This is a genomic window from Aeromonas sp. 25-248 (assembly GCF_053005425.1).
Genome location: NZ_JBRKTB010000009.1, coordinates 110,917 through 136,854, shown reverse-complemented (window position 1 = coordinate 136,854; position 25,938 = coordinate 110,917). Strand labels below are relative to the sequence as shown.

Here is a 25,938-nt window from a genome sequence, read left to right as displayed (position 1 = left end):
ATGAAAGAACAATATGGGCTCACTGCCCAGGGCGAAGCCTTGCCCAAATTCCAAGGGGTGGGCTTGTCCCACAACGTCCAACGGAGTACGATTCGCCCTGCAGCGGCCAAATCCGTTGCCGAGATTGGCGTCTCGAAAATATCTACGGAGCCGACCCACGCTCTTGCGTGGTTTTTTGTCGGTACTCGTTCCTCATTTCTTGGGGCGCTGCTGGCCTACCTGGTCGGTGGCCTCTACAGTGTTATGGCGGTTCGGGCGAGGGCCTCGAAAGGGGCGCTGGGTTCCGTAGTGACCAGTTACGCCAACCTTGTCCGGGCTGCCACCAGTTGGAGATTGGCGTCTTCCGGTGGCAGAGAAAATCTGACCACTACGGAGGCTGCCATCATGGCTACTGTCCCCACCCCTGCTTTACCCAAAATCTTCACCTTCCTGATCCAGCGTCCTCGTACTTGCCGCCTGGCCGAGCTTCGGCGTATCCGCACTATCACCATCATCGCCAATACCGAGGCTCAAGCCCGCGCCAACTTGCCCGGCTTGTCGTTGGTGTTTATGTCCCGCACCCCTAGCAAGGGGGTGGCCGCATGACCCTGTCCACTCCATCCCGCCTAGAGGCACTGCTCGAGCAGTTTGCTGACGCCCTGGAACAAACCGACCTGTGCCTGCAAGAGCGGGCGCAGTTCAACGCTTTGCTCGATGCCCTACGTATAGAGATAAGGCTCTGCCAGGAGGTGCTGGCATGACCTATTTCGCATGGGCCAACGGCAGCGAGCCGACCACCTTCATTGGCCCCACTCACCCCCGTACCGGGAAACGTTCACAGCAGGGCAGCCTCAGCGCTTTCCTGTGGCGAAGCGATCGGGACCGTTTCATTGCACAGACCAAGGGCGCCGCGGTGGCCGTTACCGCCAAGGAAGCTCGAGAGCTGAAAGCCGGATTGGATGATCGGGCGTTCAAGGAACTGGTTGCCGTTCTGCTGGGAGGGACACGCCATGAGTAATCGACTGATCAATACCCTGAATGGCCGGATGTGGCGCGAGTTGTCACGCAATCCACTGCGCCCCGCGGTACTGCGGGAACTTTTCAAGCGGGTGACCAAGGCCCAGAAACAATCAGGCGAGCGCAATGCAACAGGGGGTTGCCATGACCGAGATAAATAAGCTGGTGGAGCAGTTAGCCCAGGCCTACTTGGCCGCCCGGGGCAATGTGTTTACTCACCTGGGGATCCAGCTTCCCCTTGCTGCTGAGTCACTGACGATGGCCATTCATAACAACATCGTGGCCGCTCACCTCGAAAACGCCGGGGCTCAGCAGGGGCAGGCCGATGCCTTGCTCATGCTGCGGCACATGGTGGTGAACGGGACTTTGACCCCTCTGGGCGCCTTGGTGGTGGATCAGATGTATTGCGCCTTCTGCGCAGATGTTCACCAGATGCTCGAGGAGGGAAAGGACCCCGTGGTTGAGCTGGCGAGCGAGAGCAAGCAGAGGGCGATGCAATGACAGCACTACATAAAGGGGCTGCAGGCCCCGGTCATCAAAACAGCCCACCATCCCGGGCCGGCGCCTTCCTCAAGTTTGCGGACCTGGATGATCTGCAGGTGGTCGTGATCCACACCGGCGAGCAAGCAAGTCGGGATGCCGGCATCAGGGCTACCCTGCAGCGCGCACACAACGAGGCGGTGGCCACAGACAACCCGATTGACCCAGAGGTGGAGCCAGAGCAGACGCTGTATGTGGGGCCCGCCCAGTTGGATGACGGCGCCAGGCTCTACAAGATGGCCGATCGGGATGCCACCAAGAGGGTCATCGTTCACCAGTTCGGCAACCTCGCCCCCGAGAAGGCCAAGCGGCTGATCGTGGCTCTGCGCAAGCAAGCCCCCAAGGCCGAGCTCTACCGCGGCAACCCTGGCCATAATGCCGAGCCCTGGCAGTTGGTGGATGTGGTAGCCTTCGAGCAGACACTGGCGGCAGACACCCCACCGGACGAGGCGCCCTGGCCAGACAATGTGGCTCCGCTCCATCTGGTGAAAAGCAGCCCAGAGGAAGGGCCAGAGCTACCGGCAGGGTTCGAGGTGCGGGGCTCGCGCCTGTGCGCCCTGATGACAGTGGGCCGGGGTGAGGATGCCCGGCAAGAGTGGGTACCCATTGCCAGCCCAGTTCATGTGTTGGCAGAGACCGCTGATGAGCAGGGCCGAGGCTATGGCCGCTTGTTGGAGTGGCGGGACAGCGCCGGGCGGGTGCGCCAGTGGGCCATGCCGGTGCGTTCCCTGGTCCCGCGCAACGGTGAGGAGGTGTTTGCCGCGCTGCTGGATGCGGGGCTGCCCTTTATCGAGCTGAGCCATAAGCGCAGGCTGGCAGCCTACCTGATGAGCTGCCAGCCCAAGCGCCGTATCACCTGTGTCGAGCGCACAGGGTGGCATGGCCATGCCTATGTGCTGCCCGGTGGGTCCATTGGGCCGGATGCCGAGGGGGTCATTCTGCAGACCGCCGGCTACACCGCTAGCGACTTTACTGAGCGCGGTACCCTGGCCGGTTGGCAACAGGGGGTTGCAGGACTGGCCGTGGGCAACTCTCGGCTTTGCTTTGCGCTGTCCCTCGCCTTTGCCGCTCCCCTGCTTTCTCTGGTAGGCATGGAGGGCGGTGGCTTCCATCTCAAGGGTGAGAGTACCGACGGCAAAACCACGGTGATGAAGGCGGCTGCCAGTGTCTATGGTCACCCGGACCGCTATGCCCAAACCTGGCGCGCCACCGGTAACGCCATCGAGGGGATCGCCAGTCGGCGCAATGATGCCTTGCTCTGTCTGGATGAACTGGGCGAGCTGGACGGCCGGGAAGCAGGCCAAACTGCCTACATGCTGGCCAACGGCCAAGGCAAGGGCCGCAGTAAGCAGGATGGTGAGCTGAGAGAGCGTAAGGCCTGGCGGTTGCTGTTCCTCTCCACCGGTGAGCTAAGTCTCGAGGACCATGCCGCCAGTGTCGGGAAGAGTACCCAGGCCGGGATGGAGGTGCGGACAATCCAGATCCCCAGCGATACCGGGCACCATGGCGCCTTTGAGTGGCTGCACGGCATGGATGGAGGGCGCAGCTTTGCCGACACCCTGAAAGCCAACACAGAAGCACATCACGGCATCGCTTTTCGCACCTATGCCCATGCCCTGACTCAGACCATGGATGAGCAGAGAGAGCGGCTGAGGGCCGAGATTAAGCAATTGGCAGCCGAGCTGACTCCAAAGGGCGCGGGTAATCAGGTTGGCCGAGCTATCAACCGGTTTGCGCTGGTGGCCGCAGCCGGGGAGCTGGCCACCCGATTGGGGGTGACCGGCTGGCCAGAGGGGGAAGCCATCAGGGCGGTGAGGGTCTGCCTCAAGGCTTGGCTGGCAGAACGTGGGCACTTGGGCAACCAGGAGGACGCTGCCACCTTGATGCAGGTACGTGGATTTGTCTTTGCCCACCAGTTCACACGCTTTGCCGACTGGTTCGACTCTAGCCATCGTCCAGCCAACATGGTGGGCTTTCGCAAGGTGGAGTCGGATGGGGTGAGCTTCTTTGTGCTGCCCCAGGGCTGGCTTGAGATCACCAAGGGGCGAGATCCCAAGCGAGCGGCCATCTTGAGCCTTGAGGCTGGCTATCTGCTGACAGGCAAAGACAAGAAGCGGCTCCAGCGACAGGTCAGATTGCCAGGCATGGGTAAGGGGATGAGGGTCTATGTGCTGGGTGAGCGAGTATTGGGTGATGAAGGGGATGGCTTGGAGGATGAATAACCTCAGCCAACAGGAACCAGAGGGCCACCGAGTGTGGCCCTTGCCTTTTCTGCCTCAGGCGCGCGCGTGAAAGAAGAAACAAAAATGGTGGCTACAGTGGCTACACCACAATAAAACACCTCTGTAGACCTTATGTATCAAGGGATAGAGGTGTAGCCACTAGGCTGATTTTTAGTGGCTACACAATGGCTACAGTGGCTACAAAAAGGGGCTGTAGCCACTCAGTAAGTGGCGTGTAGCCACCTGTAGCCACCACCTTTTGGGGTAGTGGCTACACGACAAACCCAGCAATGACGCGGCCTAGAGGGGAGTTGTAGCCGCGTAGCCGCTGTAGCCACCGTTTTTTCATACATAGAGTGCAGACAGCCGATCGAGATCATACTTTGTCGTGGTTAGTAATATTGCGGGGCAAGGATATGATAGTCAGTCTGATAAATGCGCATGTATTGGCTGGTAAAGCTAATGACAACCCAATAGGTACAACTAGGATGCAAGCATAGGCCTACCAAGCATACATCATTGTTTTCAAAAGCCTTGTCGTACATTAGGAATAAGCAGGGAAATAACATCAAGATAAATAATGTGAAACGTACAGATATGCCAGCCTTATATAACTGTCGTATTTAATAAAAAGCGCCATGCTATTAACATGACGCCTTTATAGATTATTTTTGTATTTTATACATAGGGATTTGGATTACATTCATAGCTGCTCGCATACAACATGACTGAACGAGCTCCCTCCAATATGGCCAAACATGATAACCAACATTGTAGCGAGCAAATTCAGATAGAGCCCCTTCTTCATCATCAATCTTACATTCCAGTCGATAATCAGCGGCAAACTCTGCATTTATCTCATACATTACAGCGTCATCAGCTACATCCTCATCTGCTTCTTCAGACGAAGCTACCAATCGCACCCCGCAATTAAAATAAAATCTGCAAACAGTAGTGCTAGACTCGTCCTCACAACTTAAGTCAAAATGCTTTCTGTTAGATGCGGGGCCTGCACGATACTGGACAGAAAGCGGCTCATTACTAAATCCAGGGTCATAGTTTGGATGGCAATTGACTGTCAGATTTGTGAGAATTACTTTCTCTATAGCTAAACATTTATGGGCTTGTTTCAACAGTTCATCATTCATATCTATGCGGCAGCTGTTTGATATTTATCAGTGCAGAAAATAAACACCGGAACGGGGTTAATTACAACTTGTGGTCTTTGCGCCGGATAAAAAACGCTCTCACAATTTTCCCAGTGTTTCTCATTTTGTTGTTTCAACGTGACAGAAGGAACACAGTCAAGAGCTTGTGCTATATCAGAGAGGGTTCTCAGCGTCATATTTCTAGAACCACTCAGTAATTGGCTAACATATGCCTGTGACTTACCGAGTTTATCTGCGATTTCAGATTTTCTAATGTCATTATCGAGCATTTTTGCATACAGGCACTCAGTCACCTCAACAATGAGGCGTTCTTGTGCTGTAATTTTTTTATTCTCATCGCTCTCTTGGAGCCAATCAGCAAAGAAGTCTTTCATTATTTAACTCCTTCTTCTATACCACGCCAGTTTCCGACTACTCGTGTAGTATCAGCTTTAAGCAATTTCTGTCTCTTCTTACAAATAAAATGGCTTATATAAAATACGCCCTTGTGACGCTTCGAAAACCATCCATATGCCCTGAGTCCATGTGCTTTTATCGCATAAAAATTCGAACCATCTGGCAAATTTCCTTCCGTATTCATTTTTTCAGGAGCTCTGAGATAACCGTGTTCTAATAGATAGTCACGGCGGGCCACAAACTGTGCAAATGTTGCTCTTTTCTCGTGCTCTGGGATTGCATTCACAGCAGCCTCCAAACTAACCTGTACACCTATACAGTGCCTCAAGCTAATCTTTGTGCCCTTGATCTCTAACTCATGCATGAAGGTCACTTAATATATATGTTAAGTCTGAAAAGTAAACAAGGATAGCCAAAAAAAAGCCAACCAATCGGTGAAAAACGTGATCTGTGATGGTATTCGAATAGAACAGATAATGAAGTTTGCCACTCGCAAAAAGAGAACTCAATACATCGCATAAAAAATGCATAAGTAATTGTTAAAGCTGTCTTTTTTAAAAATATGAAAGCATGTTAAGCATGCCTTCCACTGGGACTACATGTCTCATCCGCGGAAGACATCGTACGTAAAGTCCCACTTAGCATTCTTAGCCCGACCAGCTTGCTCTGTAGCAAGAGTAGGACGTCAGTTAAGTGCCACTCCATGCTGAACAGAATGGAAAACCATTATCATGCGCTCGCGAGGGCAGCCAGCGAATCGACCAGCCCTCGGCTACAGCTGCCTCGAAAGCAGCCGGCAGCTTTTCAGGATTATTAGTGCAGGTGCTTCTACTGGGGGCGATTCACTTTTACTGCAACAGAGGATTGCGGGATTAACCCGCAGGACATCTCGCAACTCTCTTCCTTTGCCTATTTATGAACATGCTTTGCTAGAAAAAGCCTCATGCTCTCAACCGAAGTCGGCTATGCTCCCTGCCGCCACCTCGTGGGCTCTGTTCATGCGGCGCCATTCCCTGGCCATTAGCTGTGCTCACCAGGTGGTTCTCTGAATCGGCTGTGTCGTGGGTTTCCTGATAGACCATGCTCCACCGCTACCGAATGAACCACCCTCCTGGACCAGTCACTTGCCCCTCTCACCACTTGGGCAATCCCCTCAGGACTGCGCACTACAAACTGCGCACAAGCCGTTGTGCAAAATCGAAAAACAATGGTGGTCCAATACTAGAAGATCTAGGTGTGGTAAGGGCTGGAGGCGTTGGTGGAGGTTTAGATATTGCGCAATTGCGCAGCTCTGCGCAAAACGAAATACATCGGCGCGAAGAACAACACGGTGGGTATGAAACCAGGGAGGTGGGGGCAGTAGGGAGCGGACCTCTACTCAGTTGCTCTTGGTCTTGCTGATGACCTGACCCGACATTTCGGCAGGGCAGACCGGTACGCCGGTGACCAAATCTAGGGGGGGGCCTGGGTGACACGGCCTCTCACCGCACCAGGTATAGGGATAATTTCCCCGGGACAGGGAAGGGGCTTGCCCCTGAGATATCCCGCACTGATTCGAAGAGACAGCAACCACTGTCACTGATGTGGGGGTATATCTGGGGGTATAAGCAAAATTCATATCTGGAATTTTACTTTAAAATCAATCCAATAAATTCATGATTCGATAGAGACCCCGGCACCATCAGATTCCATGACAAAAGGCCATCCTCGCGGATGGCCTTTTGTTTTTCCGGGCGGTGCTAAGAGGTGTACCCACAGACCCTCAGACCTTCAGACCTTCAGACCTTCAGACCTTCAGACCCACAGGCTCTCAGGCCATCAGCCTCTCGGACTGCCATCCCCTCAGTCGATGTTCTGCGCGATGCGCCACAGCACGCCGGCGGGATCGTACAGACAGAACTCCTTCATGCGCCACGGCTGGGTGACGAGCTCCGTGACCCGGACGCCGTAGCGGGCGGCGACCTGGCTCGCCTCCACTTGGGCCTGCCAGGCGGCCACGTCCTCCACCAGGAGGTGCATCATGAGCTGCTCGGCCAGCCCCGGGGGATTGCCATCCTGCAGCAGGAAGCTTGCGTTGCCGAGATGAAAATAGGCCACGCCGTCGCCATCGGAGGCCAGGGTAAAGCCGAGATCCTGATAGAACTGCTTTGACAGTGTGAAATCCCGGGCAGGCACGAAGGCCTTGATTTCGGTCACGTTGAGATTGGGCATGGGCTCCTCGAGGCGCTGGGAACAGGGGAAGATGGCTTGCCAGTATGACCGGGCATTTCGGGGCAGGCCAGACGAATGGCGCGAGTTTGCACTCTTATCGTGCTTGTGCCCCTCGGGTGGGGGGATATTGGCCGTCAGCCTCATTTGATTTCACCATGGTATGGCCCATTTCATTTATTTCATAAATACCTTAGCGGGATAGATAAGCCTGCCAAGGTGACATCACCACGGGTTCGCCCCGTCATTGTGAGGTGGTTGGGTCATCCTGGTGCATTTTCCCGGCAATGCACAGCCAAAGTGCGATTTTCCCTCTGTAACCGGGCATCGTGCGCCAAGATGGTGCGTGTTGAATGTGATAAAAACATAACGCCATGAAATAAAAGGATTATTTTTCTTGGCCTGCTTTATGCTTTCCCCATGTCATGTCGCCATGATGTCTCCGTGAGCCACACAGGTACGGTGGGCAGGTGGCCAGGTTGGAAATGCATATCAGGAAATGGACCCGGATGCCGGGACGACAAGGAGAGGGCTGTATGTTCAAGAGACTCGTAATGACTGGCCTGCTGGCGCTGGCCGCCACCATGGCCGCCCCGGGCTGGGCCGAAGAGGTGGCCGCGCAGGCCGATGTGGTACAGGCGGCCGCGACCGTGACCATCAACAAGGGGGACAATACCTGGCTGATGGTGGCGGCGGCCCTGGTGATCCTGATGTCCGTGCCGGGCCTCGCCCTCTTCTACGGCGGCCTGGTGCGCGCCAAGAATATGCTGAGCGTGCTGATGCAGGTGTTCACCCTGTTCTGCCTCATCACCGTCCTCTGGGTGGTCTACGGCTACTCCCTGGCCTTCACCGAGGGCGGCGCCTTCTACGGCTCCTTCGACAAGGTGCTGTTGATGGGGGTGACGCCGGATTCCATCGCCGCCACCTTCAGCAAGGGGGTCGGGATCAGCGAGTTCATCTACGTGGTGTTCCAGGGTGCCTTTGCCGCCATCACCTGCGGGCTCATCGTCGGCGGCTTTGCCGAGCGGATGAAGTTCTCGGCGGTGCTGCTGTTCGCGGTGATCTGGTTCACCTTCGCCTATATCCCGATGGCGCACATGGTGTGGTACTGGGCGGGTCCGGATGCCTACACGGATGCGGCCGCCGCCGAAGCGGCCGGTGCCACCGCAGGCTATCTGTTCCAGCACGGCGCTCTGGACTTCGCCGGCGGCACAGTGGTGCACATCAACGCTGCGGTGGCCGGTCTGGTTGGGGCCTTCATGGTGGGCAAACGGGTTGGCTATGGCCGTGACCCCATGACCCCCCACAGCCTGACCATGACCATGATCGGTGCCGCCCTGCTGTGGTTCGGCTGGTTCGGCTTCAACGCAGGCTCCTCCCTCGAAGCCAACGGCACGGCGGCCCTGGCCTTCGCCAACACCTGGATCGCACCGGCCGCTGCCGCCCTCTCCTGGACCTTCGCCGAGTGGGCGATGAAGGGCCGTCCCTCCCTGCTTGGCGCTGTCTCCGGTGCGGTGGCGGGCCTGGTCGCCATCACCCCTGCCGCCGGTTTCGTCGGTGTGGGGGGCGCCCTCATCATCGGCCTGCTCAGCGGGGTGGCCGGTTTGTGGGGCGTGCACGGTCTCAAGCGTCTGCTGGGGGCCGATGACAGCCTGGACGTGTTCGGCCTGCACGGGGTGTGCGGGATCCTGGGTGCCGTGCTGACCGGGGTGTTCGCCAGCCCGGATCTGGGCGGCACCGGGGTGTGGGACTATGTGACCAACCAGGTGGCCGAGGGATACTCCATCCTGGCCCAGGTCAAGGTACAGGTCATCGGTGTGGGGGTGACCGTGGTCTGGACCGCCCTGGTCTCGGCCGTGGCCTACAAGCTGGTGGACCTGCTGATCGGTCTGCGGGTGAAGGAAGATGCCGAGCGCGAAGGGCTGGACGTGACCAGCCACGGCGAGAAAGCCTACAGCCATTGATCCTGCTGCCATGAATGTCATACCGCCGGCCCCGTCCGGCGGTTTTTTTATTGGGGCGAGCTGGTCAGGCTGCCCGGGACCGGGCCGCTGGTGGCCGGGGTCGCTATTTGTGTTTGCGGGGTCTTTTATGCCTGCATTTTGGGCGGATCTCCGCTAAACTCTGCCACCCTTTATTCGGGGTCGCCGGGTCTGCCCCGTCGTCACCCTCTCTTTCATGCCTTCGGAGCCGCTCATGCCGTTAGTGGGACACCAACATCAGATCGATATTCTGGAACTGACCGACAAGGGGGATGGCAAGGGTCGCCTGTTCGATCGCCCCCTGTTTGTCGAGGGTCTGCTGCCCGGTGAGCAGGCGCTGGTCGAGTTGACCGAGGTCAAACCGAACTACCTGCACGGCAAGCTGGTCGAGCTGACCCAGCCCTCTGCCGATCGGGTGGCCGATTTTTGCCCCAACACCGAATGCGGTGGCTGCCAGGTGCGCCCGCTGGCCTATCCGGCCCAGCTTGCCCTCAAGCAGAGCCTGGTGCAGAGCGCACTGGAGCAGGTCGGGCTGGGTGAGGCCGTGGTCAACCCCATCCTCGGCATGGAGACGCCGTTTGCCTATCGCAACAAGGCCCAGTACGCGGTGCGTGGCAGCGAGGCGGGCGCCGAGATCGGCTTCTACCGCAAGCACTCCCACGACCTCATCACCGCCGATGATTGCGCGGTGCAGGACTCGCTGCACGTGGAGCTCAATGCCCGGGTACGCAACTGGATGCGCGAGCACGACATCGCGGCCTATGACGAGGTGGCCCACACCGGCTGCGTGCGCAACCTGATGACCCGCAAGGGCTTCAAGAGCGGCGAGCTGATGGTGGTGCTGGTGACCCTGGGCGAAGCGCTGCCGTTCGAAGCCGAGCTGCTGGCGGCCCTGGCGGATCTGCCGGTCACTACTCTGGTGCAGAACATCAACGAGGCGCGTACCAACCGCATCCTGGGTGACAAGAACCGGGTGCTGCTGGGCAGCGGGGTGATCCGCGACAAGATCCACGAGCTCGAATTCGAGATCTCGCCCCTCTCCTTCTTCCAGAACAACCCGAGCCAGACCGACGTGCTCTACTCCAAGGCGCTGGAGTATTGCGAGCTGACCGGCAGCGAGACGGTGTTCGACATCTATTGCGGCATCGGCACCATCTCCCTGTTCCTGGCAGGCAAGGCCGCCAAGGTGGTGGGGATCGAGTCGGTGGAGAGCGCCATCAGCGACGCCCGCCGCAATGCGGCCCTCAACGGCATCGAGCAAACCGAGTTCCACGTGGGCAAGGCGGAGCAGCTGATGCCTGCCCTGCATGCCGACGGGGTGAGTGCCGACGTGGTGGTGATGGATCCGCCCCGCAAGGGCTGTGACAAGGCGGTATTGCAGACCCTGGTGGCCATGGCGCCGCGCCGTCTGGTCTATGTATCCTGCAACCCCCAGACCCTGGCCCGGGATCTCGCCTGGCTGGTCAAGCAGGGCTTCGTGCTGGACGAGGTGCAGCCGGTGGACATGTTCCCGCACTCCATGCACGTGGAAGCCGTTGCTCGCCTGAGCCTGCCAGCGAAAGCCTGATCGGGCCGAGGGCGTGGCGTTAGCCAGATGGCTCTGATAAAAACGACTCCTGAGGGAGTCGTTTTTTATGGTCGTGGTCGGCAGGACCACCAGGCAGGGAGAACAGGCTGATGATTCGTATGGCAGGGGTGGAGGATGCGGCGGTGCTGGACCGCTTCTTCGGGCAACTGGACAGGGAGACCCGCTTCATGCTGTATGAAGCGGGAGAGCGCCCCTCGGACATAGCGGGGCAGCGCAGGCGGCTCGAGGCCATGGCCGCGTCCCCCAACCAGGCCATGTGGCTGCTGGATCTGGCGGGGGAGGTGCAAGGGTTTGCCGCGCTCCTTGGTGGCGGCCTGGCACGCAACCGCCACTGCGCCCTGGTGGTGATGGGGCTGCGTTCGGGGGCGCGCGGGCAGGGATGGGGGGAACGGTTGCTGCGTACCCTGATCGCGGCCGCGAGGGATCTCGATATCCACCGGCTGGAGCTGGGAGTGATGGCCCACAACGAGGTGGCCCACGCCTTGTATCGCAAGTGCGGGTTCGTGGAGGAAGGGGTGAGACGGCAGGCCTATCGGCTGGACGAGGGCTATGTGGACGAGATTTCCATGGGGCTGCTGCTGCCGCTGGACAGGCCATGACGCCTCTGGCCCCGAGATGCTGGTCTGGGGAGTTGGATTGGGGCAGGCTTGTGGGGAAACCATCGAGACAAGGAGGCGCCCATGAAGGGGATATTGCTGCGTTGGCTGGCTCGCTACGATGCCTGGTGCCAGGAGTGGGGACTCACACCGGAGAACCGGCGCTGCTGCGTGCCGGTACGCCATGATGAAGAGGAGAAGCGCCCGGAGAAGGGCGACGACCTCACTGGAACTGGCGAGTCACGGCGCCAGTGACGCTGTTGTAGTCGAACGATAGCCCATCGGGGTATGCCGGGAAGCGGCCCACGGAGCTGCGCAGGGTATAGCGGCAGTTGTCGTGACGAAGGGCGCCGTCAGCCTGAGCGTCTGCCGGGATGAGCCGGGAGATGTAGTCACTGTCCGAATCCTGGTGCAACTCATCGGCCACCGTCAGATCGGTATCGAGCAGGGCGCCAAACAGGCTCTCGCAGTCGTCCCGGCTGCTGACAGAGATCTGATCGCTGTCGCCACCGGGGAAGACGGTATCGGGCCCCTGACCTCCCTGGTCCTCCTTGGTGCCCACCGGCCAGCCATGGCTGTTGATGTCGAGATCCTGCCTGCCCATGCCGCTAAAGTTGTAGAGTGCCAGGGGCTCCCCCTTCACCTTGACCGCCCAGCCGGCGTGGGCGAGCCGGGCGGCACTGGCAAAGCTGCCCGCCGTGGCCGAGACGCTGCTCTTGAGCCCGTCGTCCTGGATGTTGATGAAGCGGGGCAGGGCGGTCACGGCCAGGATCCCCAGCACGATGATGACCAGCACCAGTTCTATCAGGGTAAAGCCTCGGGAAACGTGTGTTGGCATGGAATGAACCCATTGAGTACGACAGACAGGTAAGCGCGACATGGAATTGATAGACACCCACTGCCACCTCGATTTTCCGGTCTTTGACGCCGATAGGGAGGCGCTGCTGACCCGGTGGCGCCAGCTGGGGGTGGGCGAGTATATCATCCCCGCCGTGGGAGAGGAAAACTGGGGGAGGGTGGTGGCGCTGGCCGGGCGCCACGACGACATCCGTTATGGCCTGGGGATCCATCCCTGGTATGTGGGCAAGCAGCCCCGGGATGTACTGACCCGGCTGGAGACCCTGCTGGCGAGTCGGCCCCGTGGGCTGGTGGCCGTGGGGGAGTGCGGGCTGGATCTGCGCTCCCATGTGCCGCAGGAGGGGCAGGTCGAGATGTTCGAGGCGCAGGTGCGACTGGCCATGGCGCATGAGCTGCCCCTCATCGTCCACTCGGTGCGTGCCAACGACACGGTCGCCAAGATCCTGCGGCGCTTCACTCCGCCACAAGGGGGGGTCATTCACGCCTTCAGCGGCTCCCTGCATCAGGCGGAGGTGTTCTGGCAACTGGGTTTCAGGCTGGGGATCGGGGGGGTCATCAGCTATGAGCGGGCCAACAAGACCCGGGAGGCGATACGCCAGATGCCGCTGGAGGCCTTGCTGCTGGAAACCGACGCTCCCGACATGCCGCTGCAAGGCCAGCAGGGGGAGGTGAACACGCCGGCCAGCCTGCCGACCATAGCCCGCTTGTTGGCACAATTGCGGCAGCAACCGCTGGAGGATGTTATTTCGGTGTTACATGACTCCACCCGGCGGCTGTTCCCCCCAGGAAATCATGAAATTAACATTTGATTATCAAATGATGACCGAGTGATAAAAAACAGGGCCCATAAAAATCGTTTGCGGTCTAATTAAACGATGTTCAGGCCGTTTGTGGCTTATAAAATGTGACCAGTATTCTATTTTGTCGCACCGTAATTAGTATAATGCGCACCCTTGATTAGCGGCTTCAATACACAAATCGTTAACAAGCTGGCAGGTGCTACTAAAGAGGAAGTGTTAATAATGAATCTGATAATGGGTCTGGTAGGGATGGCGACGCTCGTCCTGATTGCGGTGCTGTTCTCCAGCAACCGCAAGGCAATCAAAATTCGTACCGTAGGTGGCGCCTTTGCCATCCAGGCCGGTCTGGGGGCCTTCGTGCTCTACGTGCCGGTCGGTCGTGACATCCTGGTGGGCGTGTCCGACGCCGTCTCCAGCGTCATCGGTTATGGCCAGAACGGCATCGAATTCCTGTTCGGTGGTCTGGTTGGCAACAAGATGTTCGAAGTATTCGGTGGCGGTGGCTTCGTCTTCGCCTTCCGCGTCCTGCCCGTCATCATCTTCTTCTCTTCCCTGATCGCGGTACTCTACTACCTCGGCATCATGCAGTGGGTGATCAAGCTGCTGGGCGGCGGTCTGCAGAAGGTGCTGGGCACCTCTCGTACCGAATCCCTCTCCGCCACTGCCAACATCTTCGTCGGTCAGACCGAAGCCCCGCTGGTGGTACGTCCCTTCATCTCCAAGATGACCGACTCCGAGCTGTTTGCCGTCATGTGTGGTGGTCTGGCTTCCGTTGCCGGCTCCGTGCTGGCCGGTTACGCCTCCATGGGCGTCAAGATGGAATACCTGATCGCCGCCTCCTTCATGGCTGCCCCGGGTGGTCTGCTGTTCGCCAAGCTGCTGGTACCGGAAACCGAGACCCCGAGCTACGACGAGAACACCGCAGAAGGTGAGCTGGACGACAAGCCGGCCAACGTGATCGACGCCGCTGCCGCCGGTGCCTCCGCCGGTCTGCAACTGGCCCTGAACGTGGGTGCCATGCTGCTGGCCTTCATCGGCCTGATCGCCATGATCAACGGCATCTTCTCCGGTGTGGGCGGCTGGTTCGGTTACCCGCAACTCTCCCTGGAGCTGCTGCTGGGCTGGCTGTTCTCCCCGCTGGCCTTCCTGATCGGCGTGCCCTGGAGCGAAGCGGTCGTGGCCGGTTCCTTCATCGGTCAGAAGCTGGTGGTCAACGAGTTCGTGGCTTACCTGAACTTCGCCCCCTACCTGAAGGATGAAGTACTGATCAACGGTGTGGCCATGTCCGAGCACACCAAGGCGATCATCTCCTTCGCCCTGTGCGGCTTCGCCAACCTGTCCTCCGTCGCCATCCTGCTGGGTGGTCTGGGCTCCATGGCACCGAACCGTCGCGGCACCATCGCCAAGTTTGGTCTGAAGGCCGTGCTGGCAGGTTCCCTGTCCAACCTGATGTCTGCGACCATCGCAGGCTTCTTCCTGGCGCTGTCCGGCATGTAACATCGCCTGACTGACAGGATAAAGACGAACGCCACAGCGATTTGCTGTGGCGTTCTCGTTTGGGGTGGTGACAACCGTTTTCCTGTCAAGACTAATAATAAAGTGAGTCAAATCGGAGGTTCTATGAATGAAGTGCTACTGGCTATGGCGGCCGGCTTTATCGTTGGGGTGTTGTTTTCTTTCCTCAAGTTGCCGATACCGGCGCCGCCCGTCCTCTCCGGCGTCATGGGGATCGTGGGGGTCTATCTGGGGGGCATTGCCTACTCTTGGATCCTGACCCGCTTCTTCTCTTAAGCGCCTTCCAGCGCTGGATTTGCCGGGTGTGAGGTACCTCTGAAATTGGCAAATCCGGCTTGCAAACACGGGGTATCTCGGCTGAAATAGGCGATGCCAGCAGGGTGCTGGCATTGACTAATGCCCGGTGAATCCGGGTGTTGGCGGTCAAATGGAATTGATTGGGAAGTCGGGTCTGCGTAGTCGGCCTTTCTCAAGTCTTCATGGAACCAAGTCCGCACTTTTGTAAGAAAGTGACAGGGCTCTTGCCTTATTTGCAGCCGTATTGCCTGTGCATTTGCGCTGCAATTCCATATCCCGTTGCTCCGGGAACGTCTCTGCCGACCCTTGGTGTTCGGTGAAGCCGATCGTGGGTGATGGGGCTTAACAAGACTTTGGAGACATAGCATGACTGATCTGAAAGTGGCCGCCCAACGCGCCCTGAACCTGATGGACCTGACCACCCTGAACGATGACGACACCGATCAGAAGGTGATCGACCTGTGCCACAAGGCCAAGTCTCCGGCCGGCCTGACCGCCGCCGTCTGCATCTACCCCCGTTTCATCCCCATCGCGCGCAAGACCCTGCGTGACATCGGCGCCGCCGACGTGCGCATCGCGACCGTGACCAACTTCCCCCACGGCAACGACGACATCGAGATCGCCGTGGCCGAGACCCGTGCCGCCGTGGCCTACGGTGCCGACGAGGTGGACGTGGTCTTCCCGTACCGCGCCTTCATGGCCGGCAATGAACAGGTCGGCTTCGATCTGGTCAAAGCATGTAAGGAAGCCTGCGGCGCCAAGGTACTGCTGAAAGTGATCATCGAGACCGGCGAGTTGAAGGAAGAGGCGCTGATCCGTCGCGCCTCCGAGATCTCCATCGACGCCGGTGCCGATTTCATCAAGACCTCCACCGGCAAGGTGCCGGTCAATGCGACCCCGGAAGCGGCCCGCATCATGATGGAAGTGATCAAGGCCAAGAACCCGAAAGTGGGCTTCAAGCCGGCCGGTGGCGTGAAAGACGCCGCCGTGGCGGGTCAGTACCTGGCCATGGCCGAAGAGATCCTGGGCAAGGACTGGGTATCCGCCCGCACCTTCCGTTTCGGTGCCTCCAGTCTGCTGGCCAGCCTGCTGGCGACCCTGGGGCATGGCGACAAGCCTGCCAATACCAGCGGTTACTAAGCGGCGGCAGGGGGCGGTGCGCCGCCCCCTTTCGGATCTGGTTCGGTCTGTGTTCGTGCACTGTGCACGGAGGGAATGAAAGATGTTTTTGCCTCAAGAAATTATTCGCAAGAAGCGCAACGGTGAAGCGCTCAGTACCCAAGAGATTCAATTCTTCGTTCAGGGCATTACCAACAACACCATCGGCGAGGGGCAGATAGCGGCCCTGGCCATGGCGGTCTACTTCAAGGACATGACCATGGATGAGCGGGTCGCCCTGACCTGCGCCATGCGCGACTCCGGCATGGTGCTGACCTGGGATCACCTCAACCTGGGCGGCCCCATCGTCGACAAGCACTCCACCGGCGGTGTGGGTGACGTCGTCTCCCTGATGCTGGGCCCCATGGTCGCTGCGTGCGGCGGTTTCGTGCCCATGATTTCCGGCCGTGGTCTCGGCCACACCGGCGGTACCCTCGACAAGCTGGATGCCATCCCCGGCTACCAGACCTCGGTCGACAACGACCGCTTCCTGAAAGTAGTGAAAGAGGCGGGTGTCGCCATCATCGGCCAGACCGGCGATCTCGCCCCGGCGGACAAGCGTATCTATGCGGTACGGGATATCACCGCCACCGTCGAGTCGATTGCCATGATCACCGGCTCCATCCTCTCCAAGAAGCTTGCCTCCGGGCTCGAAGCCCTGGTAATGGATGTGAAGGTGGGCTCCGGCGCCTTCATGCCGACCTTTGAAGCCTCCGAGGAACTGGCCAAGAGCATCGTCGCCGTGGCCAACGGTGCCGGCTGCCGTACTTCAGCACTCTTGACCGACATGAACCAGGTGCTGGCCTCCAGCGCCGGCAACGCGGTGGAAGTGCGCGAGGCGGTGCGCTACCTGACCGGTGAGTATCGCAACCCGCGCATCCACGAAGTGACCCTGGCCCTGTGCGCCGAGATGCTGATCTCCGCGGGGCTTGCGAGCGACGAGCAGGACGCCCGTGCCAAGCTGCAGGCGGTGCTCGACAACGGCAAGGCCGCCGAGATCTTCGGTCGCATGGTGACCGGCCTCGGTGGCCCGGCGGACTTCATGGAGCGCTACGACGCCTACCTGCCCAAAGCCGCCATCGTGCGCCCCGTCTACGCGGCCCACAGCGGATTCGTCACCGCGATGGACACCCGTGAACTGGGCCTGGCGGTGGTCGCCATGGGCGGCGGTCGCCGCGCCGCCGCCGACAAACTCGATTATGCCGTCGGTCTGACCGACTTTATCCGCCTGGGTCAGAGCGTCGATGCTGACAAGCCGCTCGCCCTGATCCACGCTCAGACAGAAGCTCAATTTGCCGAGGCTGCCCGCATGGTGCAGGCTGCCGTGAAGATCGGCGACACCCGACCAGAGGCGCTGCCCGAGGTTTACCGTCGCATCGGTCTGGCTGATTTGTAACAAGGGGAAGTCCCATGAAACGTACCTTTATTCTGATGATGGACTCTTTCGGTATTGGTGCTGCCGCCGATGCCGACAAGTTCGGCGACGTGGGTGCCAATACCCTTGGCCATATCGCCAAGGCGTGCGCCGCCGGTGAGATCGAGGGCCGTGGCGCTCTCAACCTGCCAAACCTCAGCAAGCTGGGTCTGGGCCACGCGGGCGAACTCGCCAGCGGCACCTTCCCGGCCGGACTGAACAAGGACATCGAAGTGGTCGGCGCCTACGGCTTTGCCCAGGAGCTCTCCTCCGGCAAGGACACCCCGTCCGGTCACTGGGAGATTGCCGGCGTGCCCGTCTTGTTCGAGTGGGGTTATTTCCACGACCATCACAATAGCTTCCCGCAGGAGCTGCTGGATGCCATCGTCGAGAAGGCCGGTCTGCCCGGGTATCTGGGCAACTGCCACGCCTCCGGCACCCAGGTGCTGGACGATCTGGGCGAAGAGCACATGCGCACCGGCAAGCCGATCCTCTACACCTCTGCCGACTCCGTGTTCCAGATTGCCTGCCACGAAGAGACCTATGGCCTCGAGAAGCTCTATGAGCTGTGCCACATCGTGCGCGAGCTGCTGGAGCCCTACAACATCGGCCGCGTCATCGCGCGTCCGTTCGTGGGCAGCGGCAAGGGCAACTTCAAGCGCACCGGCAACCGCCACGACTACTCCGTGCTGCCGCCGGCGCCGACCGTGCTGGACTACATGAAGGAAGCGGGTGGCCAGGTGGTCTCCATCGGCAAGATCGCCGACATCTATGCCCAGCAGGGCATCACCAAGCAGGTGAAGGGGACCGGTCTGACCGAGCTGTGGGACAGGACTCTGGAAGAGGTGAAAGCGGCCGGTGACCAGACCATCGTCTTCACCAACTTCGTGGACTTCGACTCCTCCTACGGTCACCGCCGTGATGTCAAGGGCTACGCCGATGCGCTGGAGTACTTCGACTCCCGCCTGCCGGAGCTGTTCGACCTGCTGCAGGATGGCGACGTGGTGGTGCTGACCGCCGACCACGGCTGTGACCCGACCTGGAGCGGTACCGACCACACCCGCGAATACATTCCGGTACTGTTCTACGGCAAGCCGGTCAAGGCGGGCTCCGTCGGTCGTCGCGAGACCTTCGCCGACATCGGCCAGAGCATCGCGGCCTACCACGGCCTGCCCAAGCTGCAATACGGTACCAGCTTCCTGTGATGGTGACCCCGGGCCGGTTCGCCTGCCCGGGGTGCCACAGGGCCCCGGTTTCCTGTAATGTACCGCCGCCGCGCAGGCAGCGGACAATCCATAAAGACAATAAAACTCAACCTAGTGTGAAGGAATAAAGAGAATGGCAACTCCTCATATCAATGCGAAAGATGGCGCCTTTGCTGATACCGTGCTGATGCCGGGCGACCCCCTGCGTGCCAAGTACATCGCCGAAACCTTCCTGGAGAACGTCGAGCAGGTGTGCGACGTGCGCAACATGTTCGGTTTCACCGGCACCTACAAGGGTCGTCGCATCTCCGTCATGGGCCACGGCATGGGCATCCCGTCCTGCTCCATCTACGCAAAAGAGCTGATCACCGACTACGGCGTGAAGACCTTGATCCGCGTGGGCTCCTGCGGTGCCGTGCGTGAAGACGTGAAACTGCGTGACGTGGTGATCGGCATGGGTGCCTGCACCGACTCCAAAGTGAACCGTCTGCGCTTCAAGGATCACGACTTCGCCGCCATCGCCGACTTCGACCTGGTGGCCAATGCCGTTCAGGCCGCCAAGAACAAGGGTGTGGCCGTGCGCGTGGGCAACATCTTCTCCGCTGATCTGTTCTACACCCCGGACCCCTCCATGTTCGACGTCATGGAAAAATACGGCATCCTGGGTGTCGAGATGGAAGCCGCCGGTATCTATGGCGTGGCCGCCGAGTACGGTGCCAAGGCGCTGACCATCTGCACCGTCTCCGACCATATCCGTACTGGTGAGCAGACCACCTCCGAAGAGCGTCAGCTGACCTTCAACGACATGATCGAAATCGCGCTGGACTCCGTCCTGCTGGGTGACTGATCCCAGGCTTCGGCTCCACGCAGAAACGGCGACCCAGGGGTCGCCGTTTTTTTATGCCTCATCGGGATGGAAAACTCAGCTGGCGAGTTGCGCTGTCTATACTTTCGGGCAACTCCTCATGAGGCTAACACCATGAAACGAATATATATCCTGCCTCCGATGCTGCTTGCCATGATGTTGATAGTCCCGACGCTCTGGCAGGAGGCGCTGGCGCTGGAGGGCAGGGGCCAGCACATGCCCCAGCACAGGTCGGCGCCGCAGCGGGTATCCCAGCCCCACGCGGTGCAGCACAGGGCCGTGCCCCGTCAGGCCAATCGGGAGTCGGTAAAATTCAACGAGGGGTGGGGCAATGTGAGGGCGCGGGACAAGGCGACCCGGCCGGTTCATGTCAACCAGCGTCAGATACAGGATCGCCATGTCGAGGGCAACCATCAGCTGGACAACCGCCACATCGACAATAGTCGTGACATCAGGGGCAACAACCTGGTCATCGACAATCACCACAACAATATCGTCGTGCCACCGAACCGGCGCCGTGTCTATCACGACGTGGTGGTGGTTCGTCCCTATGGCCACTGGTATGGGGGCTATGGCAGTTATTACGACGACAACGATGCCTGGAAGTGGCTGGCCTTCACCGCCATTACCCTGAAGATCCTCGACAACATCAATGAGGAGCAGCAGCGGGAGCACGAGGCGGCCCAGGTCAAGGCGACCACGGCACCCCTGAACGATCCCGTCACCTGGAGTAATGGCGACGCCTCCGGCTCGGTGACTGCGGTGCGGGAAGGGACCAGCAGCAGTGGCCGCTACTGCCGCGAATTCCAGCAGACCATCACGGTGGGGGGCAAGAAGGAGGATGCCTTCGGTACCGCTTGCCAGAAGCCTGACGGCTCCTGGGAGATCGTTTCGGATTGAACGCCAGCAGGTGAGAGGGGCGTTGACTCCCGATCTGCCAAGCTGCGGGGAACTGGGAGTGGGTCAAGAAACGGGGAGGCATGAGGCTTCCCCGTTGCTTTGGGGGGCTGACAGCCCCTTATGCCGTGCTGAGATCGAGGGCGAAGCGCCCCTTGCCCGCCTGTTTGGCCTGGTACATGGCGGCATCGGCCCGGTGCAGCAGATCGTCGATGTGACAATACTGACCCGAGTGGCAGAGGGCGCCCCCTATGCTGCCGGCAAGGGGCAGCCGGTGACCGGCCACGTCCCCGGGAACCGCCATGGCCGCCAGCAGTCGCTCGCACAGGGCAGGCAGCTCCTGCGCGGGTTGGCGCAGGGCAGGCAGTATGATGGTGAACTCGTCGCCGGCCAGGCGCGCCACCATGTCCCCCGGGCGCACCTCGGCACTCAGCACCTGGGCAAAGCGCTGCAACAGGGCGTCGCCGACATGGTGGCCCAGCCTGTCGTTGATCCCCTTGAAGCCGTCGAGATCGAGGAACAGCAGCCCCAGGGGTTCGGCATTCTGGCGCACCCGCTCCAGCTCCCGGGAGAGGCGCAGGGTGAAGGCGCGCCGGTTGGGCAGGCCGGTGAGGGGGTCGTGAGCAGCCTCGTGTTCCAGCTGGCTTTGCAGCGCCTTGAACTCGGTGATGTCGCTGCCGAGGATGTAGACCCCGGGCTCGTCGCCCCGGCTCGGGATCATGGTGATCCTGAGGTCGCGTCGGCCTATGGGGAGATCGAAACGGTGCTCGAAACTCACCTGCTCACCGGCGAGGGCCTTTGCCACATAGGCCATGGCCCTGCCGTGGGCCTCCTCGCCGATGACGTCCCGCACGCTCATTTCCCGCATCTGTTCGGTATCGAGCCCGAAGTAGCGGCAATAGGCCTGGTTGGCGAAGAGGTAGCGCCCCTCGGGCGACACCATGCTGATGGTGACCGGCAGGCCATCGGTGATGGCCCGCAGCCGGGCCCGGCCACGCTCGATCTCCGCGAGCACCTGGCGGCGGGCGGAGATGTCATGCAGGAAGAGGGCGAGGCGCACCTTGCCGTCGAACTGGTAGCGCTCTGCGATCACCTCGACCGGGATGTGCCGGCCTGTGCGGGTGATGATGTCGCATTCCAGCCGCCGTGGCGGACTCTGCGGGTTGCCTGACAGGCTCAGCAGGGGGTGATCGGCGCCAAGCAGCCCTGAGAGGGAGCGGCCCAGCATCTCGTCGGCGTGCCAGCCGAGCAGGGTGGTGGAGGCCGGGTTCCAGCCTGTGATGATGAAATCGGCATCGAGCTCGAGGAAGGCATTGCTGGTGTGCTCCAGCATGTGCTGCAAGCGGCGCTGCTCCTGCCACAGCTGCTGCTGCATGGCGCCGCGCTCGCGCATCTCCTGATGCAGCTGTTCCACCGTGCGGGAGAGCTCCCGGGTCCGTGACTGCACCTGCTGCTCGAGCCCTTGCTGCAGCCGCACGAGTTCGGCTTCGGCCTGTTTTCGCTCGGTGAGGTCGGCGAACACGGCGATCATGTGGGGGGCCATGGTGCGGCTCTGGCAGAGGGTCACGCTGAGCTGGACCCAGCACTGGGTGCCATCGGCCCGGATCATCCGCTTCTCCAGCCGGTAATCCTGCCGTTGCCCCGCGATCAGGGCATCGAACAGGGGCTGCTCCCGCTGCAGATCTTCGGGATGGGTCATGGCGAGCCAGGTCCGGCTCAGCATCTCGTGCTCGCTGTAACCGAGCAGCCGCTCCAGCCCCGGGTTGGCTCTCAGCCATTTCCCCTCGAGGGAGGAGAGGGCCATGCCCACCGACGACTGGTTGAAGGTGAGAGTGAAGAGATGCTCCTTGTCTTCCAGCACCTGGTTGAGGGTGCGCACCTGGTGGCGCCGCTCCAGATCGTGCAGGGTGTTCTCCACCAGGCGGCCGAAGTCGTCGAGATCCCGGCAGGCATCTTCGTCGAGATGGCGCGGCACATGGTCCACCAGGCAGAGGGTGCCGAGCACCACGCCATCCAGCGCCCGCAGGGGCCGACCGGCGTAGAAGACCACGCCGGGATCATCGGTCACCAGCGGATTGTCGGCAAAGCGGAGATCCCGTCTGGCATCCGGTACCTGCATGATGTCGGGGCGCAAAATGGCATGACCGCAGAAGGAGTGCTCCCGGTTGATCTCGCACATATCGACCCCGGTGCGGGCGAGAAACCACTGCCTGTTCACGTCGGTCAGGGAGACCATGGCGATGGGGAGTGCGAAATGGCGGGTGATGAGCCGGGTGAGGCGATCAAGCTGATCGATGGGCTCGTGGTCGAGCAGGCCGAGGATGCGCAGTCGTTCCAGTCGACTGTGTTCATCCAGCGGCAAGGGGGGGGCAATCATGTGGCTCTCCTGCCAGTGATCTTGCCAGTGTTATATACAAGCCGGAGGATGTGATCCACTCCCGCTTATTGCGGAGCGGCGGGTTTGCTCTGTTTCTTGTGCTTGCGCACCCGCATGTAGTTGCGACGCACCCCGTAGGAGATGAGCAGGCCGGCCAGCAGCATCACCAGCAACATCAGGCGCTGTTTCTCCTGGTTGACCTTGAGATGGGTATCTTGTGCGGCCAGCAGTTTCTGCTCTTCCAGGGTGATCCTCAGATAGCCCAGGGTCAGGTTTCCGTCCTGGATCTCCTGGACAAACTGGATGCGCCCCTTGCCCTGCTCCGGCAGGGATTTGTTGTCGCTGCCGATGGGCAGCAGGCTGTCCAGCGGCAGGGCGTTGTCCGACTGGGCGAGGGGAATGCCGCGGGCGTCGTAGAGGGTGACATCCAGAATGTCAGGCTCGGCGGCCAGATCCTGCGCCAGTCTCTCCAGTTCGCTCTCCTTGTCCTCCTTGATCCAGCGGCGCATGTCCCGGGCGGCATAGGCGACCAGCGCCTGTGCCCTGTCCCGTGCCGCCGCGTGCAGGGCGGCCTGACTCTCTCCCTGCATGTGGATGAGCAGCACCAGCACCCAGAGACCGAGCAGGACTCCCGCCGCCAGGCTGACAACACGTTTGATGGGAAGATGACGCACAGAACCGGGCCTCTGGTAATGGATGAGCGGGGCTGGCTGGTGCCCCGGTGCCGCGAAGCGGGAAACAGGGTGGTCTGTTTCCATGTCTGCCCGCACCGCAGGCGGGATCTTGGCGCTTGCCTGTACAAAAAGCAATACGCTACTCTGGGCCCGCATGATGAACCCCATGATTTCCAAGGAAGGCGTCTCTCTTATGTTGTTGTCCCAACTTCCCCGCTCCCTGCACGACTGGTCCGGGGCCCTGAGCTGTGCCCCCTGCTGGCAGCTCACCAACGAAGCCCTGCTGCCCGCGGCCAACGCCCACGACAGCGCCTGGATTGTCCTGTTTGGCAAGGGGCTGGAGGCCGGTCATCTGGCCCGCCTGGCCCAGCAGCTGGATGCCCTGGGGCTTGAGTCAAGCCTCTATCCCGCAGGGGAACAGGCCGGTATTCCGCTGCTGCTGCTTGGCACCAACCGCTTTTCCCCCGAGCTGGTGCAGGCGCTCAAAGCCCAGGAGTGGGACATCGACCTGTGTCATCTGGCCGCCCTGCCTACCCTGAGTGAGCCCGGTCTGCTGGTGATGGACATGGATTCCACCGCGATCAGGATAGAGTGCATCGACGAAATCGCGCGGCTGGCCGGGGTCGGTGAGCAAGTGGCGGCCGTTACCGCGGCGGCCATGCAGGGCAAGCTGGAGTTTGCCGACAGTCTGCGTGCCAGGGTGGCGCTGCTGGAAGGGGCGCCGGTCACCATCCTCGACGAGGTGGCGGCCGACATGCCCTGGATGCCGGGCCTGCCACTCATGGTCGATGCTCTCAAGCAGGCTGGCTGGAAGGTGGCGATCGCCTCCGGTGGCTTCACCCGTTTTGCCGGCGAGTTGCAGCGTGCTCTGGGTCTGGATGCCATTTTCGCCAACGAGCTGGCGGTGGAAGGGGGCCTGCTGACCGGCAAGGTGAGCGGCCCCATCGTCGATGCCGCCGCCAAGGCCGAGGCGCTGCAACAGCTGGCCTCGGAGTACGGGGTGGTTGCATCCCAGACGGTCGCGGTCGGCGATGGTGCCAACGATCTCAAGATGATGGGGGTGGCGGGGCTTGGTATTGCCATTCATGCCAAACCCCTGGTTCGTGCCCAGGCGGCGGCGACCCTCAATCACCACGATCTGGAAGGGGTGCTCTGCCTGCTCGGCGCCCTGGCTTGTCGCGACCGACGCTGGTGCTGATCCCGCTCAAGGAGGAGCCGATCACGAGATGGAACTGTTACAGCAATCCCTGTTTGTCCCCTGCGGTGAGCATCGACTCCATGTGCGCCATATCCAGCCCGGTGTCGCGGTGCATGCCGACCCCATCCTGATGGTGCACGGGGCCATCGAGAACGGCCGCATCTTCTACACCGAATCGGGCAAGGGGCTGGCCTGCTTTCTGGCTCGCCACGGGTATCAGGTCTATGTGGCGGATCTGCGTGGTCGGGGTCTGAGCACTCCGACCATCGCCGAGCGGGCCGGCCACGGTCAGCATGAGCTGATCACCGAGGATCTGCCCGCTCTGCAGCGCTGGGTATCGGCCCGCCATGCCGGTGCCCGGGTGCACTGGATGGCCCACTCCTGGGGCGGCGTCATCATGGCCTCGACCCTGGTGCGCTTCCCCGAGCTGGCGGAGCAGGTTGCCAGCCTAGTGTTCTTCGGCACCAAGCGGGGGGTCTCGGTGCAGAACCCGGAGCGCTGGTTGAAGGTGGATCTGATCTGGAACCGGCTCGCCCCCTGGCTGGCGCGCCGCCGGGGGTTTCTGGCTGCCCGCCGGTTGAAGATAGGGGCCGATGATGAGCCCCTGCGCTACTTGCAGGAGACCATCCCCTGGGTCAAGTGCGGGCCCTGGTTGGACCCCTTTGACGGCTTCGCCTATGACGAGGCGGCGAGCCGGGTCAACTGGCCCCCGCTCTGGATGATCTCCGCCAAGGCGGACAAGGTACTTGGCCACCCCGTCGACGTGCGCCGCTTCAGCGACGAGATGGGCTCGGCCGCCCGCCACACCCGCCTTGGGCGGGACAACGGCAACCGACTCGATTACGACCACATCAACATGTTGACGGCCCCCCAGGCACAGGAGGATCACTTCCCCGACATCCTTGCCTGGCTGCGCAACCCCCAGGCTTCCTGATAGACAAAAAACGGGCACTTGCGTGCCCGTTTTTTGTTGTCTTCCTGCC

The 25,938-nt window shown here is 60.7% G+C and carries 27 protein-coding genes; 20 read left to right on the top strand and 7 right to left on the bottom strand.

Annotated elements, in window-relative coordinates; genetic code table 11:
* The 6 genes from ACVDHI_RS14225 to ACVDHI_RS14200 are packed head-to-tail and all read left to right on the top strand — an operon-like array spanning nt 1 to nt 3,758.
* Nucleotides 1-585, top strand: coding sequence for an ash family protein (locus tag ACVDHI_RS14225; protein ID WP_447212189.1), 585 nt, complete (start codon nt 1-3; stop codon nt 583-585).
* Nucleotides 582-740: a hypothetical protein gene (locus tag ACVDHI_RS14220; protein ID WP_319918624.1), complete on the top strand. Its 159-nt coding sequence runs from the start codon at nt 582-584 to the stop codon at nt 738-740. The genes ACVDHI_RS14225 and ACVDHI_RS14220 overlap by 4 nt, the downstream gene beginning before the upstream one ends.
* A complete protein-coding gene (locus ACVDHI_RS14215; RefSeq protein WP_069652820.1) occupies nt 737-997 on the top strand; it encodes a hypothetical protein in 261 nt (86 codons plus the stop codon). Before ACVDHI_RS14220 ends, ACVDHI_RS14215 begins: the two co-directional genes overlap by 4 nt.
* The gene (locus tag ACVDHI_RS14210) at nt 990-1,157 is read left to right on the top strand and encodes a hypothetical protein (RefSeq protein WP_266135897.1); all 168 of its coding nucleotides are present in this window, start codon (nt 990-992) and stop codon (nt 1,155-1,157) included. The genes ACVDHI_RS14215 and ACVDHI_RS14210 overlap by 8 nt, the downstream gene beginning before the upstream one ends.
* On the top strand, nt 1,141-1,497 hold the full coding sequence (locus ACVDHI_RS14205) for a hypothetical protein (protein ID WP_279450330.1): 357 nt from the start codon (nt 1,141-1,143) through the stop codon (nt 1,495-1,497). Before ACVDHI_RS14210 ends, ACVDHI_RS14205 begins: the two co-directional genes overlap by 17 nt.
* A complete protein-coding gene (locus ACVDHI_RS14200; RefSeq protein WP_447212188.1) occupies nt 1,494-3,758 on the top strand; it encodes a DUF927 domain-containing protein in 2,265 nt (754 codons plus the stop codon). The genes ACVDHI_RS14205 and ACVDHI_RS14200 overlap by 4 nt, the downstream gene beginning before the upstream one ends.
* A gap of 665 nt (nt 3,759-4,423) precedes the next feature.
* Here the strand turns inward: ACVDHI_RS14200 and ACVDHI_RS14195 are convergent.
* From ACVDHI_RS14195 to ACVDHI_RS14180, 4 genes are all read right to left on the bottom strand, one after another.
* Nucleotides 4,424-4,906 carry a hypothetical protein gene (locus ACVDHI_RS14195; protein WP_141712060.1) on the bottom strand — a complete coding sequence of 161 codons (483 nt, stop codon included), beginning with the start codon at nt 4,904-4,906 and terminating at the stop codon, nt 4,424-4,426.
* A 2-nt stretch (nt 4,907-4,908) separates the two neighbouring features.
* A complete protein-coding gene (locus ACVDHI_RS14190; RefSeq protein WP_427249506.1) occupies nt 4,909-5,301 on the bottom strand; it encodes a helix-turn-helix domain-containing protein in 393 nt (130 codons plus the stop codon).
* Complete coding sequence (locus ACVDHI_RS14185) at nt 5,301-5,687, bottom strand: hypothetical protein (RefSeq protein ID WP_141712061.1); 387 nt, start codon at nt 5,685-5,687, stop codon at nt 5,301-5,303. The genes ACVDHI_RS14190 and ACVDHI_RS14185 overlap by 1 nt, the downstream gene beginning before the upstream one ends.
* Nucleotides 5,688-7,165: 1,478 nt before the next feature.
* Complete coding sequence (locus ACVDHI_RS14180; protein WP_041210920.1) at nt 7,166-7,534, bottom strand: VOC family protein; 369 nt, start codon at nt 7,532-7,534, stop codon at nt 7,166-7,168.
* A 533-nt stretch (nt 7,535-8,067) separates the two neighbouring features.
* Here ACVDHI_RS14180 and amt point away from each other — a divergent pair.
* From amt to ACVDHI_RS14160, 4 genes are all read left to right on the top strand, one after another.
* Nucleotides 8,068-9,495, top strand: a complete 1,428-nt coding sequence (amt, locus tag ACVDHI_RS14175; protein WP_010673021.1) for an ammonium transporter — start codon at nt 8,068-8,070, stop codon at nt 9,493-9,495.
* A gap of 232 nt (nt 9,496-9,727) precedes the next feature.
* Nucleotides 9,728-11,080, top strand: a complete 1,353-nt coding sequence (gene rlmD / locus ACVDHI_RS14170) for a 23S rRNA (uracil(1939)-C(5))-methyltransferase RlmD (RefSeq protein WP_039039940.1) — start codon at nt 9,728-9,730, stop codon at nt 11,078-11,080.
* 110 nt (nt 11,081-11,190) lie between these two features.
* On the top strand, nt 11,191-11,700 hold the full coding sequence (locus ACVDHI_RS14165; RefSeq protein ID WP_447212187.1) for an N-acetyltransferase family protein: 510 nt from the start codon (nt 11,191-11,193) through the stop codon (nt 11,698-11,700).
* An 81-nt stretch (nt 11,701-11,781) separates the two neighbouring features.
* The gene (locus tag ACVDHI_RS14160) at nt 11,782-11,952 is read left to right on the top strand and encodes a DUF5363 family protein (protein ID WP_447212186.1); all 171 of its coding nucleotides are present in this window, start codon (nt 11,782-11,784) and stop codon (nt 11,950-11,952) included.
* On the opposite strand, the gene tppF is transcribed toward ACVDHI_RS14160, so the two are convergent.
* A complete protein-coding gene (gene tppF / locus ACVDHI_RS14155; RefSeq protein WP_029313748.1) occupies nt 11,921-12,535 on the bottom strand; it encodes a type IVa pilus pseudopilin TppF in 615 nt (204 codons plus the stop codon). The genes ACVDHI_RS14160 and tppF overlap by 32 nt on opposite strands.
* 40 nt (nt 12,536-12,575) lie before the next feature.
* Here tppF and ACVDHI_RS14150 point away from each other — a divergent pair, with 40 nt between their 5' ends.
* The 8 genes from ACVDHI_RS14150 to ACVDHI_RS14115 all read left to right on the top strand — a co-directional run bounded on the left by ACVDHI_RS14150 (nt 12,576) and on the right by ACVDHI_RS14115 (nt 20,709).
* Nucleotides 12,576-13,364, top strand: coding sequence for a TatD family hydrolase (locus tag ACVDHI_RS14150; protein ID WP_201895064.1), 789 nt, complete (start codon nt 12,576-12,578; stop codon nt 13,362-13,364).
* A gap of 213 nt (nt 13,365-13,577) precedes the next feature.
* Nucleotides 13,578-14,852 (top strand): NupC/NupG family nucleoside CNT transporter, encoded by a 1,275-nt coding sequence (locus ACVDHI_RS14145; RefSeq protein ID WP_039039944.1) that lies wholly within the window; start codon nt 13,578-13,580, stop codon nt 14,850-14,852.
* A 123-nt stretch (nt 14,853-14,975) separates the two neighbouring features.
* Complete coding sequence (locus tag ACVDHI_RS14140; protein WP_010673027.1) at nt 14,976-15,146, top strand: XapX domain-containing protein; 171 nt, start codon at nt 14,976-14,978, stop codon at nt 15,144-15,146.
* A 387-nt stretch (nt 15,147-15,533) separates the two neighbouring features.
* Nucleotides 15,534-16,307 carry a deoxyribose-phosphate aldolase gene (deoC, locus tag ACVDHI_RS14135; protein ID WP_039039946.1) on the top strand — a complete coding sequence of 258 codons (774 nt, stop codon included), beginning with the start codon at nt 15,534-15,536 and terminating at the stop codon, nt 16,305-16,307.
* A gap of 82 nt (nt 16,308-16,389) precedes the next feature.
* Nucleotides 16,390-17,721 (top strand): thymidine phosphorylase, encoded by a 1,332-nt coding sequence (gene deoA / locus ACVDHI_RS14130; RefSeq protein WP_160838335.1) that lies wholly within the window; start codon nt 16,390-16,392, stop codon nt 17,719-17,721.
* A 14-nt stretch (nt 17,722-17,735) separates the two neighbouring features.
* Complete coding sequence (locus tag ACVDHI_RS14125; RefSeq protein WP_010673030.1) at nt 17,736-18,944, top strand: phosphopentomutase; 1,209 nt, start codon at nt 17,736-17,738, stop codon at nt 18,942-18,944.
* Between the two features lie 133 nt (nt 18,945-19,077).
* Nucleotides 19,078-19,791 carry a purine-nucleoside phosphorylase gene (gene deoD, locus ACVDHI_RS14120; RefSeq protein ID WP_039039949.1) on the top strand — a complete coding sequence of 238 codons (714 nt, stop codon included), beginning with the start codon at nt 19,078-19,080 and terminating at the stop codon, nt 19,789-19,791.
* Between the two features lie 132 nt (nt 19,792-19,923).
* The gene (locus ACVDHI_RS14115; protein ID WP_223956164.1) at nt 19,924-20,709 is read left to right on the top strand and encodes an RT0821/Lpp0805 family surface protein; all 786 of its coding nucleotides are present in this window, start codon (nt 19,924-19,926) and stop codon (nt 20,707-20,709) included.
* Between the two features lie 118 nt (nt 20,710-20,827).
* Here ACVDHI_RS14115 and ACVDHI_RS14110 read toward each other — a convergent pair whose 3' ends face one another.
* Nucleotides 20,828-23,083: a PAS domain S-box protein gene (locus ACVDHI_RS14110; protein ID WP_447212185.1), complete on the bottom strand. Its 2,256-nt coding sequence runs from the start codon at nt 23,081-23,083 to the stop codon at nt 20,828-20,830.
* Nucleotides 23,084-23,148: 65 nt separating this feature from the next.
* Entirely contained in the window at nt 23,149-23,757 is a 609-nt protein-coding gene (locus ACVDHI_RS14105) for an AhpA/YtjB family protein (RefSeq protein ID WP_010673032.1), read from the bottom strand.
* Nucleotides 23,758-23,950: 193 nt separating this feature from the next.
* On the opposite strand from ACVDHI_RS14105, the gene serB reads away from it, so the two are divergent.
* On the top strand, nt 23,951-24,955 hold the full coding sequence (gene serB / locus ACVDHI_RS14100) for a phosphoserine phosphatase SerB (protein WP_202043095.1): 1,005 nt from the start codon (nt 23,951-23,953) through the stop codon (nt 24,953-24,955).
* Nucleotides 24,956-24,983: 28 nt separating this feature from the next.
* Nucleotides 24,984-25,889, top strand: a complete 906-nt coding sequence (locus ACVDHI_RS14095) for an alpha/beta hydrolase family protein (RefSeq protein WP_045523166.1) — start codon at nt 24,984-24,986, stop codon at nt 25,887-25,889.
* The last annotated feature ends 49 nt before the right edge of the window (nt 25,890-25,938 follow it).

Coding starts and splice junctions, on each gene's coding strand:
- ACVDHI_RS14225 (WP_447212189.1), top strand. CDS start 1: ATGAAAGAACAATATGGGCTCACTGCCCAGGGCGAAGCCTTGCCCAAA.
- ACVDHI_RS14220 (WP_319918624.1), top strand. CDS start 582: ATGACCCTGTCCACTCCATCCCGCCTAGAGGCACTGCTCGAGCAGTTT.
- ACVDHI_RS14215 (WP_069652820.1), top strand. CDS start 737: ATGACCTATTTCGCATGGGCCAACGGCAGCGAGCCGACCACCTTCATT.
- ACVDHI_RS14210 (WP_266135897.1), top strand. CDS start 990: ATGAGTAATCGACTGATCAATACCCTGAATGGCCGGATGTGGCGCGAG.
- ACVDHI_RS14205 (WP_279450330.1), top strand. CDS start 1,141: ATGACCGAGATAAATAAGCTGGTGGAGCAGTTAGCCCAGGCCTACTTG.
- ACVDHI_RS14200 (WP_447212188.1), top strand. CDS start 1,494: ATGACAGCACTACATAAAGGGGCTGCAGGCCCCGGTCATCAAAACAGC.
- ACVDHI_RS14195 (WP_141712060.1), bottom strand. CDS start 4,906: ATGAATGATGAACTGTTGAAACAAGCCCATAAATGTTTAGCTATAGAG.
- ACVDHI_RS14190 (WP_427249506.1), bottom strand. CDS start 5,301: ATGAAAGACTTCTTTGCTGATTGGCTCCAAGAGAGCGATGAGAATAAA.
- ACVDHI_RS14185 (WP_141712061.1), bottom strand. CDS start 5,687: ATGCATGAGTTAGAGATCAAGGGCACAAAGATTAGCTTGAGGCACTGT.
- ACVDHI_RS14180 (WP_041210920.1), bottom strand. CDS start 7,534: ATGCCCAATCTCAACGTGACCGAAATCAAGGCCTTCGTGCCTGCCCGG.
- amt (WP_010673021.1), top strand. CDS start 8,068: ATGTTCAAGAGACTCGTAATGACTGGCCTGCTGGCGCTGGCCGCCACC.
- rlmD (WP_039039940.1), top strand. CDS start 9,728: ATGCCGTTAGTGGGACACCAACATCAGATCGATATTCTGGAACTGACC.
- ACVDHI_RS14165 (WP_447212187.1), top strand. CDS start 11,191: ATGATTCGTATGGCAGGGGTGGAGGATGCGGCGGTGCTGGACCGCTTC.
- ACVDHI_RS14160 (WP_447212186.1), top strand. CDS start 11,782: ATGAAGGGGATATTGCTGCGTTGGCTGGCTCGCTACGATGCCTGGTGC.
- tppF (WP_029313748.1), bottom strand. CDS start 12,535: ATGCCAACACACGTTTCCCGAGGCTTTACCCTGATAGAACTGGTGCTG.
- ACVDHI_RS14150 (WP_201895064.1), top strand. CDS start 12,576: ATGGAATTGATAGACACCCACTGCCACCTCGATTTTCCGGTCTTTGAC.
- ACVDHI_RS14145 (WP_039039944.1), top strand. CDS start 13,578: ATGAATCTGATAATGGGTCTGGTAGGGATGGCGACGCTCGTCCTGATT.
- ACVDHI_RS14140 (WP_010673027.1), top strand. CDS start 14,976: ATGAATGAAGTGCTACTGGCTATGGCGGCCGGCTTTATCGTTGGGGTG.
- deoC (WP_039039946.1), top strand. CDS start 15,534: ATGACTGATCTGAAAGTGGCCGCCCAACGCGCCCTGAACCTGATGGAC.
- deoA (WP_160838335.1), top strand. CDS start 16,390: ATGTTTTTGCCTCAAGAAATTATTCGCAAGAAGCGCAACGGTGAAGCG.
- ACVDHI_RS14125 (WP_010673030.1), top strand. CDS start 17,736: ATGAAACGTACCTTTATTCTGATGATGGACTCTTTCGGTATTGGTGCT.
- deoD (WP_039039949.1), top strand. CDS start 19,078: ATGGCAACTCCTCATATCAATGCGAAAGATGGCGCCTTTGCTGATACC.
- ACVDHI_RS14115 (WP_223956164.1), top strand. CDS start 19,924: ATGAAACGAATATATATCCTGCCTCCGATGCTGCTTGCCATGATGTTG.
- ACVDHI_RS14110 (WP_447212185.1), bottom strand. CDS start 23,083: ATGATTGCCCCCCCCTTGCCGCTGGATGAACACAGTCGACTGGAACGA.
- serB (WP_202043095.1), top strand. CDS start 23,951: ATGTTGTTGTCCCAACTTCCCCGCTCCCTGCACGACTGGTCCGGGGCC.
- ACVDHI_RS14095 (WP_045523166.1), top strand. CDS start 24,984: ATGGAACTGTTACAGCAATCCCTGTTTGTCCCCTGCGGTGAGCATCGA.